Annotated in this window: 8 protein-coding genes and 1 pseudogene; 4 read left to right on the forward strand and 5 right to left on the reverse strand. The window is 48.9% G+C overall.

The features are described 5' to 3' along the window. Window positions 1-31: 31 nt before the first annotated feature. From NG833_RS01015 to NG833_RS01025, 3 genes are all read right to left on the reverse strand, one after another. Window positions 32-376, reverse strand: coding sequence for a hypothetical protein (locus NG833_RS01015; protein WP_254563472.1), 345 nt, complete (start codon window positions 374-376; stop codon window positions 32-34). A 112-nt stretch (window positions 377-488) separates the two neighbouring features. Beyond that, the gene (locus NG833_RS01020) at window positions 489-896 is read right to left on the reverse strand and encodes a hypothetical protein (protein WP_254563473.1); all 408 of its coding nucleotides are present in this window, start codon (window positions 894-896) and stop codon (window positions 489-491) included. Window positions 897-948: 52 nt separating this feature from the next. Then, a complete protein-coding gene (locus tag NG833_RS01025) occupies window positions 949-1,353 on the reverse strand; it encodes a hypothetical protein (protein ID WP_254563474.1) in 405 nt (134 codons plus the stop codon). An 823-nt stretch (window positions 1,354-2,176) separates the two neighbouring features. Here NG833_RS01025 and NG833_RS01030 point away from each other — a divergent pair. The 4 genes from NG833_RS01030 (at window position 2,177) to NG833_RS01045 (ending at window position 11,209) form a co-directional block, all read left to right on the forward strand. Beyond that, window positions 2,177-3,664 carry a hypothetical protein gene (locus tag NG833_RS01030; protein WP_254563475.1) on the forward strand — a complete coding sequence of 496 codons (1,488 nt, stop codon included), beginning with the start codon at window positions 2,177-2,179 and terminating at the stop codon, window positions 3,662-3,664. A gap of 83 nt (window positions 3,665-3,747) precedes the next feature. Continuing rightward, window positions 3,748-4,743 (forward strand): pentapeptide repeat-containing protein, encoded by a 996-nt coding sequence (locus tag NG833_RS01035; RefSeq protein ID WP_254563476.1) that lies wholly within the window; start codon window positions 3,748-3,750, stop codon window positions 4,741-4,743. Between the two features lie 53 nt (window positions 4,744-4,796). Continuing rightward, entirely contained in the window at window positions 4,797-6,308 is a 1,512-nt protein-coding gene (locus NG833_RS01040) for an NAD(P)/FAD-dependent oxidoreductase (protein ID WP_254563477.1), read from the forward strand. Window positions 6,309-6,901: 593 nt separating this feature from the next. Continuing rightward, a complete protein-coding gene (locus NG833_RS01045; protein WP_254563478.1) occupies window positions 6,902-11,209 on the forward strand; it encodes a response regulator in 4,308 nt (1,435 codons plus the stop codon). Here the strand turns inward: NG833_RS01045 and NG833_RS01050 are convergent. Together NG833_RS01050 and NG833_RS01055 are read right to left on the reverse strand one after the other, a co-directional pair. Beyond that, complete coding sequence (locus NG833_RS01050; protein WP_254563479.1) at window positions 11,206-11,634, reverse strand: hypothetical protein; 429 nt, start codon at window positions 11,632-11,634, stop codon at window positions 11,206-11,208. The two genes, NG833_RS01045 and NG833_RS01050, sit on opposite strands and share 4 nt — an antisense overlap. A gap of 253 nt (window positions 11,635-11,887) precedes the next feature. Continuing rightward, window positions 11,888-12,311 (reverse strand): annotated as a pseudogene (locus NG833_RS01055) (IS701 family transposase); the annotation flags it as partial.

A 12,311-nucleotide genomic window follows, 5' to 3' on the forward strand; every position in this document is an offset into this window, starting at 1 on the left:
CTGGACAGTGAAAAGTTCTATGAGATCATTATCAAGGGGCTTTTAACGGTCCAATGCGTCTGTGTATGTTGTTATGCATGAATAACTCTTTGGCCTGAAGGAATTTTGTCAAAAGTAAGCTGGGTGGACTTTCAGCTAAAATAGAAGGGGCAGATTGTTGTAGAGTAAGCCGAACAATTTGCTCACTCGGGTAACCACTGCTAGGTACGGTTCTGAACCAACCCGAAAAACCTTGCCAAATCGTCGATGGCATGGATAAACTCAGAATTTGTAAAATCCCTAAAACTAAAGCATTTAGATTAACAAACCTTTCAAATGCTTCTATTTTATCTTGGATATTCACCCGGTCTTTATCAGGGTATTCTTGGATATTCATATTTTTAGATTCTCGGAAAGATGGAGCCATATTTTTCATCCAAAACCGATAATTGAAGCCAGATAAAAGTTCGATTAAGGTCTTAAAATTGACTTCAATTTTAAACCGCCAACTATAAGCCGTTATGATTTCTCCTCCCGATAAATCCAGGTCTGTTGAAAGCAGAATGCTGGGTTTTCCTCCTGGCCACAATACCAAAACAAAACGCGCTAAATTTTCGGGACAGACGAAGATGTAAATCTATTGTACGATAACTGACTTTCTGTTTCTTTCCATAAAGCGATAACGATTCAGTGCTTAAAGAATTTGGGTCATTAAATAATGTGCGTAATTCCAGTGATTGTCCCCAAGTGCGAGGTCTGCCGGGACCTTTTTTCACGGGGGACGGTGGTAACGGATGCTTGGCAACTGTATTAATCTTGACCCGGGTAATTAAATGAATTGAAGCGGCCCGAAACTGCTTAATTAATTTTTTTGAAGCAAAATAGGCATCTAAGATGGCGTAACTTCCAGCTTTCATGTAAGCCCTACATAAGCCAGACATTTTATCAACTAAGGTCGGTGAATTTACATCAGGTTGAAGTCCATCTTGAAGGAACGAACGTAACCGGGACAGCAACTAAAGAATCCCCAGATTGTAATAAAAGACTAAAAGCTCCAAAATAATGACCCCGAATCCATTCCGGTTTGCTCACATTACCTGATTCTTGGTGTAATTTTTTAACGAGGGGCATTTTCGGCCTTATGAACGCCACTTTAATGCCATCCCCAACATAAATAGGTTGACCCTTCAACCGTTTGACATTTTCATGAGAAATCAACCATTGATGCCATCGGAGCGATAATGTTTTGGCACTCCAACTTGTGGCGTGAAACCAATGCAGAGCGTGCCCATAGTAGTAATCACTCAGTCCCACTGCATTCAGATAACTGGTGATGGCAGGGGTCCGGTTGCATAACAAAATCCCCCAGACCACGATCGCTAACCATTCAAACGCCGCCTCACGGCTGAATGCAGGCCGTAGACTTTGGAGGGAAGGTAAATTCGCTCAAAGGGGGGCATAATGATAACACTGGTTAAGCTTTGAATACTTACCAGTATGACTTATGGACTGGCTTTATGCCGGTCCATTTTTTCTGAGGCCCAATGAGCGACCAACTTGGGGTTATACAGAACTTTTCACTGTCCAGTCAACCAGACCTTACAATAAATTTAATTTTTAATCCGGTTGATAGGAAGAGGTTACCTAATAATTTAAAAAACAGATAACCCCTACAAAGGTTGATAAAAATTTTAATAGGGGTATTTGTATAAGTATTGCAAGATAAATTTAGAGATGTTGCAGTCGTGGTTATCCCTCACTGTTTTAGCCATTTATTCATAAACTTATGTCCTCGGGTCCTGTATATTTTATAAAACTTTGTGATAAGGGAGAAGAGAGTTCTAGGGTTCGGTGGAAGAGGCAATATTGCTGGAATCACACCAATACCTGTCAAAATAGCTGCGCGTCGATAGATTGGGTTCAGATGTTAGATCTCCGCCACTCCGATTAATGAATCTATGGAGCGAGTGGAATTGTCTGACTACTGCGGTGCCATTGCGATCGCATTGTAAGACCGATCAATCGCCAGAGAGAACCCTCCTCTTTTTTGAGGATCCGTAGGGGTAAAACCCCTCATTGACCTAACCCATCGGCATCCTCAAAAGTATTCCGGTTCAAAAAGGCGGTTGTAGGAGCGATAGTGGGGACTTTTACCCCAATTTATCCCTGAGAAACCGGGTGTTCTCCCCTCATGCTCATGGACACCCCAGACCCCTTCTACTGGGGTGGAGAAGAAGCGATCGCCCAGGACAGGGACAGTTCCCTTGAGAAAATTGAAAAAATCTTTAGTCCCCCTCCATCTCATGGTTTAATAAGTAACTGTAACCCTTTGCCTGTAGCTTCTTTTCCCAGTCAACCTCAGTCCTTAATTGGCAATACACATTTGGAGGCCAATATGAAAAATTTACAGTTGCTCGATGAAACCATTCGCAACTTAGAGCAGGAAGCCAATCTAACGCGCATTAAAAAATTAATGCTTTGTCTATGTCAGGGAAGATGGGAAAATAATGCGGACTTACTGGCGGCTTTGAATTTACGGGACCTCATTATTGAAGTCTGCGAAGTAACCGGGACTTTAGACAATCTTAAATTTTCTTTAGATGGAATCGTCAGCAATATTAATAAACCGCAACAATATGCCTTGGTTGCTAAACTTTTAATTTCCAGTTTGGGTAAATTTTATGAAGATGGTTCAACCCAGTCCGGACTATCGGATTTTCCACCCCCACCGGATCTAGCAAACACCCTGGTCATTGTATCTGATTTTACCAACGAGACTGACTTTGACCTTCCGAATCCGCCTGAACCCCCAACTTTCATCTCGCGAGAAAAAATCTTTGATTTGCGGCTCAAAGTCGTTCAGCACACGAGTCCATTACGGGCAAAAATCCTGATATTTTCGGCACTCGATCGCCTCTTTGAATTTAATCGGGATGAAGACTGGCTCAACTTAAAAAAAATCCAGCTTGACGAACTGCTCCAGCAAATTTATGAACTCTGTCCCAGTGTTGACGCTCTCGAATCTCACTTATATGAAACCGCCAAAAACCTCCCAGAAGCGGATGAGAACTATCAATCTGCTGGCGTGATTGTGCAGTACATGACGCCGTTATATTCCCACCTCGGACAACTCCCCCCTCTCCCGGACTCGATCGCTCCGGGGAGCGATCGCTGGAATGCTGCACCCCGGATATCGGCAACCGAAGAAGATAGCAGTGCCAATCAAGACTTCATCCCGGATGATGATGACGATAACGATTACAGTGAGATTATGGAGGACAGTCTGGACAGTAGCGATATATTGAGCGAAGTGTTACCAGCCATCTCGTCGAATTCCGGGAATTTGAACGGCAGCGAGCGCAAATTTTCGTTAAGCGCCCTCAAAAAAATCGATCCAGTTCAACAAAAACAAGAACTGGAGAAAAAACTAAATCTTAAAGTAACCCAAAGTGTGGAAGAAATTGTTCAATTTATTGAAAATCGCTTAAATCATCTCGAACGGGAAATTAGCGAAGAACTCGAACCCCTGGACATTGAAGACGGAATTTCAGTCAAATATGAAACGATGGGAGATTTAATTACCCAAGTCAAACAGGCTACTTCTCAATTCCTAGAACTTCTGATAAACTTAGAAGAAGCGGAAAGAAACCAACCCATTGAACGAGAAGATAACTCGGCGTCTTAAAGACCAACCGAAAACAACAAGGGCAACCCTAAATCCAATAATTAATGTCAGGGTAATAAAGCGGGGAAAGAGGGATAATGTTGATGAATGTCGAAGAATTATTGCGACGCTATACAGCCGGAGAAACTAATTTTAACGGAGCCAGTCTCTGGGGAGCAAACCTTCGAGGGGCGGATTTGATTGGAGCGAAATTACGGGGAGCGGACCTCCACGGAGCGGACCTGATTTTTGCCTACTTGAGCCGAGTCAACTTGAGTGCCGCCTACTTAGTCAGTACCAAACTCAGTGGTGCCAACCTCAATCAAGCCAATCTCTCCGGTGCAAATCTCAGCGATGCGGACCTACATGGGGCGACCCTCCAAGGTGCCGATCTTCGCAAAGCGAACCTCAATTTAGCCAATCTCCTGGATGCGAACCTCAGCGATGCAGATTTGCGCGGAACCACCTTGAGCGGGGTTTGTTTACGCGGAGCCTGTTTGCGCGGGGCCAATTTCCGGGAGGAACGGCGGATCTACAGTGCGGCGAACTTGCGGGGTGCGGATTTACGCGGAGCCGATTTGCGCGGAGTCAACCTTAGCGGTGCGGACTTGACGAAGGCGGATTTAAGTGGGGCAAATCTGACCGAAACGAACTTGCGCGGGGCGAATTTGGAACGGGCAAAAATGGCCTCAGCGATTGTCAACGGAGGGTTTTTGAGCGATGCCAATCTGTCCTATGTGGATTTGAGCGGGGCTTGTATGACAAATGTCAAGCTGGAACGATCTCAGTTGGGCGAGGCGAATTTGGAGGGAGCTAAACTGGATATGGCCATCATCACCGATGCCAAACTGGGGAAAGTCAACCTATCCGGGGCGAATTTAACCCGGGCGAATCTGTCCCGGACGGATTTAAGTCGAGCGAATCTGTCTCATGCGCTCTTGAACGAGGCGAATCTATGTGAGGCATATTTGGCCCGAACGAATTTAATGCGGTCCAATTTGACTAAAGCGAGCTTAATCCGAGCAGAAATGAGCGGCGCTAATACGGCTGGGGCGATATTTAGCCAGACGACGATGCCGAATGGGGATGTGCAGAATTAAACCGATCGCCCATTAATCAAACCACGAGGGAATAAATCAGGGAGAACAGGCAGATGACCCAGTATGATGCGATCGCCATCGGCAGTGGAATTGGCGGATTAGTCACAGCAGCCTTACTCGCTCGGTATGGCAAGCGCGTACTCGTTTGTGAGAGTCATGCGATCGCCGGAGGTGCAGCGCATGGGTTTTCTCGCCAGGGATTTCACTTCGACTCCGGACCCTCCTTTTACTGTGGATTGGGAGATTCCCAAAGCCTCAACCCCCTGCGCCAAGTCCTGGAACTCTTGGGAGAAGCGGTGCAAACCATCGCTTATGACCCCTTGGGACATTATCACTTCGGGGAGATTACCCTGCCCATTTACGGCAGTTGCGATCGCTATCGGGCGGAAATTGCCGCCATTACCCCCACGGGAGCCCAAGAACTCCAGCGGTTTGAACGGCGGATGTTGTCCTTGTATGACGCCCTCAAAGGCATTCCAACTTTAATCTTACGCAGCGATCGCCAGCTACTCCCCGTCCTCCTGTCATACTGGCCCGCCTTGCTCCAATTACTGCCCCATCTTCGGGAGATTCAAGGGTCCGTGGGTCAACTCGTGGATCGCGATGTGAAAGACCCCTTCGTGCGGCGTTTAATCGACCTCGAATGCTTCTTACTCTCCGGATTCAAAGCGCACGGCACGATCGCCCCAGAAGTGGCCTTTATGTTCGGGGAACGCAGTCGCAGCGCCATCGACTATCCCATTGGCGGGAGTACCGCCATGATTGAGGCCCTAGTGCGGGGATTAACCCGATGGGGAGGGGAACTGCGCCTGAATGCTCATGTGGAGCGTATTTTAGTCGAAGCAGGGCGAGTCACCGGGGTGCGGTTGCGAAATGGCACCCTCCTCCAGGCCCCGATTGTCATTTCTAATGCCACAATTTGGGATACCTATACCCATCTGCTCGCACCGGAGGACCTCCCGGAGACCTATCGCCGTCAAGCCCTAGAAACTCCGGTTTTAGATAGCTTTATGCACTTGCACCTGGGGATTAAAGCCGAAGGATTAACCGGACTGACGGGACATCATGTGGTGGTTCATGATGGCGATCGCGACCTCACCGAACCGGGGAATACCTGTATGATTTCCATTCCCTCGGTCTGGGACCCCAAACTGGCCCCACCGGGACATCATGGGATTCATGCTTATACGATGGAACCCTACCAGTCTTGGCAGTCCGATGCCAGTTATAAAGCCCGGAAGCGACTGCGAGCCCAATCGTTATTTCGAGCCTTAGAACGGATTATTCCCGATCTACGCGATCGCATCGTCTTGGAATTGATTGGCACTCCCCTCACCCATGCCAAATTCCTGCGGCGCGATCGAGGCACCTATGGTCCAGCGATCGCCGCTGGAAAAGGAACATTTCCCAGTATTCATACCCCCATTGCCGGATTATACCGAGTGGGGGATAGCACCCTTCCCGGCATTGGGGTTCCTGCGGTAGCAGCATCGGGAATCCTCTGTGCCAACACCCTCGTGGAACCCGAGCAAACTGCACAATTACTGAAAACTCACCGGACTTGACTGCGGGACCTACCTAGGGTTTTACAGGGTTTGGATTCTTTACTTACCTGGACCCATAAGCGATAATCAGATGATGCTGATTCCGGAGATGGATTGGGCATTATAGGTCTGAGGCTCCCCCAGTCCGGCAACGGGATGATCGAGCTGACAAAGGTACCCCGGATCAACAGGACCTCAACCCAGGGGCGACCCCCTGGGCAAGATACGCGATCGCCGATCGATCCATGAAGGATGAGGCTGTAGTTTAGGGCTCACACCGGGCCTAGGGCGTCAGTATAGTAGAGGAAAGAGAAACCGTTTTCTTTGACAACATCTCTACTCATTAGCCGCAAATTTGGACAAGAAACTTGGTTTCTGGTCCAGTTGAGCAAATCAGAGACCGACGTCCTAGGGGGTAGCGGATGCCGCCACTTCCTTTCCTAGGCGATACAGTAGGCCATATAGCGAACAGATCACCGATCTATAGAATTATGGAGCGATCGCGCCACTCTTGTTTTTGTGCAAGTAGTTTATGCCAACATAAACGATTTCTTCGCCGGAACTCCCGTTTTGGTGGATCGGTTGAGTAACGAAGATGAGGGTGTGAGCATTCTATGAAATTGCGAAAGAAAATACTGATTATAGTCGGCACGACCTTGTTAGGTCTAAATGTCGTGCTGTACGCTACAGCATCGAGTATTTTACTGGGAGACTTCAAAGACTTAGAACAGAAAGTCGTCCACCAAGATGCAGTCCGAGGCTTGCAGTCCCTCCAGCAGACCCTTAACGAACTGGAATCCATCGCTCGCTATCATGCGGAATGGGATGACACTTACAGCTTTATTACCCCGGGAGATCCCAACTATGTTAACTCCAATTTTGGCAATGAAACCTTTGTTCAATTAAAGCTGAATTTGTTGCTGATTCTGGACGAACAAAGACGACCTGTTTTTAGCAAAGCCTTTGATTTCCAACAAAAGGCGGAAATCCCCATGCCGGGGATCATTCAAGATTTAGCCTCGGCTTATCAACAACAAGTTGAGCAAAAATTCACCGAAACCGGACACCACAACTACCCCCTCAGTGGCATTGTCCTCCTCCCCCAGGGACCGGCCCTGATTGCCGCCCAATCCATTCTCACCAGTCAAGGAGAGGGTCCGTACCGGGGGACTTTATGGGTGGGACGCTTTCTGAATCAGCAGGAAATCGATCGCCTCGCGGACCTGACCCAATTATCCCTTTTGGTGTATCCGATGAGCGCTTTGCCACCGGAACTGGACGCGGTGAGAACCGAGTTAGAGGGGTCTGACCCATCCCCAAATCCCTCACAACCCTTGACCTCGATGAATCTGGGGCAACATCGGCGGCGATCGCCCATTGTGGTCAAGGCCCTCAGCGAGACGAAAATGGCCGCCTATACCGCCATCCCGGCGATCGCCAGCAATACCCCCTTGCTACTCCAAGTCAACCACAATCGCGAGATTTACGCCAAAGGTAAAACCAGCGTCCGCTATTTTATCGGGTCTCTGTTAGGGGTGAGTCTCGGGTTTAGTGGTCTAACCCTGCTGTTATTTGAAAAATTAGTCCTCTCGCGACTGACAATCCTCAGCCGAAAAGTCGAACGCATCGGGGACAAAGGGGACCTGTCCATGCGCGTCAAAATTGCGGGTCATGATGAACTCTCCAGTTTAGGAATGACCATCAACGGGATGCTCAAAGCTCTGCAAGAGTCCCAGTATAAACTCCAAGAAAGTGAAGAACGCTATCGCTTGATGGCGGAAAACTCCACGGATATGATTTCCCGCCATACCCCAAAAGGCAAGTTTATTTACGTTTCCCCGGCTTGTCATTCGTTATTGGGATATGAACCCGATGAACTGATTGGCTGTAACCTCTATGAATTTTTCCATCCCGAGGATGCCCAAATCCTGACCAAATCCTACTTAGCAATGGTCAAGGGTCAAGTCAGTTACACCGTTAGCTACCGGATCCGCCATAAATATGGTCATTACCTCTGGTTTGAAAGTACCAGTCGCACGGTTCGCAATCCCCAAACTGATGAAATCGAAGAATTAGTCGCCATTTCCCGGGATATCACCGAACGCCATCAAACCGATGAGGAACTGCGGGAAAGTGAAGCCTCGATTAGAGCGCTTTATAAAATTACTTCTTCCCGTAAACTCAGCTTTGAGCAACGGTTGCAACGGTTGCTGATCATGGGAAAACGGCGGTTTGGGTTGCCTGTGGCGATTTTATCCCGGATTAAAGGCGATCGCTATGAAATCATGGCGGTTCAATCCCCGGACAAAACTCTCAAACCCGGCGATCGCTTCTCCTTGAGTCAAACCTACTGTCGCGAAACCCTCCGCCTCAAAGAACCCCTCTATTTTGAATCGGTCAGTGTCACGCGCTGGCACAACAATCCCACCCAAACCCCCTTTCCTCAAGAAGCCTATATCGGAACTCGGGTGATTGTTGGGGGCAAAATCTATGGCACTCTCAGCTTTTCCAGTAGCACCCCCCTAGGACGCCCGTTTAAAGCCGTCGATAAAGAACTGCTCAAACTGATGGCGCAGTGGATTGGCAGTGAAATCGAGCGTCGTGCTGCCGCAGCCGATTTAGCCCGCGCCCGAGATGAGGCCCTCGCTGCCACTCGTGCCAAAAGCGAATTTCTCGCCACCATGAGCCACGAAATCCGCACCCCCATGAATGCCGTGATTGGCATGACCGGATTACTCCTGGATACAAACCTCAACCCCGAACAGCGTGATTTTGTCGAAACTGTCCGCGCCAGTGGGGATGCCCTGCTCACCATTATTAACGATATCCTCGACTTCTCCAAAATCGAGTCCGGGAAACTCGACCTGGAACAGCAACCCTTTAACCTACGCGCTTGTATTGAAGATTCCCTAGATTTACTCGCCTCCAGAGCAGCGGAAAAAGGCGTCGAGTTGGCCTATCTGATCGAACCCTCGACTCCGGAAATGATTATCGGCGATGTCACCCGTGTCCGTCAAATCTTGGTAAATTTGCTCAGTAATGCGGTGAAATTCACTGAAAAAGGGGAAGTAGTGGTCTCGGTGAGTGCCTCGGCCATTCCTCCGCAACAGGCCGGAGGAATCGGAACTGACAGTTTACTCCTCAAGGATCAGGAGACGGCAAACGGTCATCACTCCAAGGAGCTCAACCCAGATCTCAACACCGCCAACCCCCCCTGTCAAATCCAATTTACTGTGTCCGATACCGGCATCGGCATTCCCCCGGAACGGATGAATCGGCTATTTAAGTCCTTTTCCCAGGTGGATTCCTCCACGACTCGCGAATATGGTGGCACGGGCTTGGGTTTAGCCATCAGCAAGCGTTTGAGCGAATTGATGGGGGGTCGGATGTGGGTGGTCAGTGGCGAGGGAGTCGGAGGCGACCCAGACCCGGCATTTCAATGGCCGATCGCCTCCTCTGTGCGGGAACCCTCCTCCCCAATACCAGACCCGGAGCAAAGTATCTTTACCTTGACGGATTCCAAATCGGATCAGGCCGATACCCCACCCACGGGATCTACGTTCTATTTCACGGTGATGGCAACCCCAGCGGTCAATCCATTGCCCGTGGACCTGAATGGCACTCAACCTTCTTTGGCGGGTAAGCGGGTGCTGATTGTGGATGATAATGCCACAAACCGCCAGATTTTAACCCGTCAAGCTTTGTTTTGGGGCATGAAGCCCAAGGCCGCGAGTTCCGCCCGGGAAGCCCTGGATTGGCTGCAAAATTCGGAAACGTTTGACATTGCCATTCTGGATATGCAGATGCCTCAAATGGATGGCATTACTCTAGCTTCATACATCCGAGGAATTGTCAAAAATCGCGAATTCCCCCTGGTGATGCTGACTTCGATTGGTAAACAGGAAGTCGATCTGCCTGATAAGGTCCCCTTTGCTGCGTTTCTGAATAAGCCGATTAAACAATCGTATCTGTACAATGTGTTGGCGGGAATTTTTGGGGGGGTGCCGATTCTGTCTCGTCCGGTTCATTTGAACGCCGTCGCCATTGACCCCCAGATGGCTCAACACAAACCGTTACGCATTTTGTTGGCGGAGGATCATTTAGTCAATCAAAAGGTGGCGCTGCAAATTTTGCATCGGTTGGGGTATCGTGCTGATGTGGCAGGCAATGGGATTGAAGTGTTGCAAGCGTTGGACCGCCAACATTACGATGTGGTCTTGATGGATGTGCATATGCCGGAAATGGATGGGTTGGCTGCGACTCGCCAAATTTGTCAGGATGCGCTTGACGGCAGACTCCCCCACCGCCCGCGAATTATTGCGATGACGGCGAATGCGATGCAGGGCGATCGCGAACTCTGTCTGGAAGCGGGGATGGATGACTATATCAGTAAGCCGATCCGAATGCCGGAATTGGTGGAAGCTTTGGCCCTGTGTCTGGTGGATGCGGACCATTCTCCCCATCGCACTCCGACTTTATCTCCAGGGAATTGGGAGGCTCACGGGTCTGAATTATCGGGGTCTGATTCTGAAGACCCCCCGGATTCCCCGGAAACGGCGATCGCTGACCCGGTTCTGAATCCGGCAACGTTAGCGTCATTACGGGATATTGAGGCCCTTGAAGAGGTAATCGAGATTTATTTAGAGGAGTCTCCCAAGCTGATTGACCTGCTGACGGTGGCGATCGCCCAGGATGATAGTTTTGAACTGCAAGAAGCAGCGCACTCGCTGAAATCAACGAGTGCGGCAGTCGGTGCGCTAAGTCTGGCGGATCTGAGTCAGCAACTCGAATCCATCGGGCGATCGCATCACCGCGCGAATACCCCCCCTCCCCCAGAAGTCACGGATATTTTCTCCCAACTCATGATGGAGTACGAACGGGTTAAATCCGCACTCAACCGCGAACTGGGGGAATCCAGCTAGTTGGGTTTTTCGGAGATTGAGAGGGTATAGCTATGCTGTTCTCCCGCCAGGTCTCCAATATAAATCTGATAAGTCCCAACGGTCCATAAACCGGACATTTCCGGCTGTTCTCCTGCGGTACTATCCGCAAGCACACAAAACCGCCCGGTGGGACCTTCAATTAATAACGTGGGTTCTCCAGCACTCTCGACTCTTAACCGGAGATAGGGAAACTGCTGTGAAACTTCCAGGGTTTGACTCGGTTGCTCAGAAATGCTGCCACAGTCACTTTTTTGCACTCCACCGGATGTCCCTTGGAGTTGGATGGGATCGTTACTGAGCTGGGGTTGCAGTTGGACCACTTCTGCATGAAGTCGCTGGGGGGCGATCGCGGCTAAAAGGACCGCGAATAAAGGAGCAATCAGGGGGCGAGTGGGTAGTTGCATAGATTATTTCCCCTTTGGGTTTAAAAAGCTTTTTTGCTAATCTCTATTAATTACAGACGCTCGGCATTTTCATCCGTTCCGATCGCCACAGGAAACTCAGCTTCAGACAATCCCCATTTTCAAGATTTCCCAGGGTCGGATCGGCTGTTGTACGGATTCCCGATCTATTTCACTGTCGCTGATTCATTCAGCTTGGGTTTTGATGACTTAATCCAAGGTTGTTGTGCTTACCTTCTAACCCTCTTCTGTCACTCTAGGCAGAGGAAAATAAGAAATCCACGTCATCCGAAAGAGGGAAGAGAGCGAAGCAGGCCCGATTTATAAAAGAAATTAATCGATTTAAATCCAAAGATAACTGAGGAATAGGAAACACTTGTAACCAATAGAGAATAGAATTAAAACCGAGCATCGGTAGGAGGAGTAATTGAAGATTATTTAACGCGCTCTTCCAATTCGTTTGATGATTCCAATGAGGATGTTGAGTGACCGAAGACCTAAAAATTTCTGAGGTTGGAGTCGGCGAACTTATTGCTGAATACTTAAAAGGAGCAGTGGTCAAAGTAACAAGCAAATAAGCACTACAGACAAGTGACCACCATTTTTCGATATCCGAGTAATGAGTCAGCCTCCAATCGGCCCATCCCAACTCAGACTTACATTGCCTAAATCCATATTCA

It is taken from the genome of Oscillatoria sp. HE19RPO (genome assembly GCF_024220515.1).
In the GTDB taxonomy this organism is placed as follows: domain Bacteria; phylum Cyanobacteriota; class Cyanobacteriia; order Cyanobacteriales; family Laspinemataceae; genus Laspinema.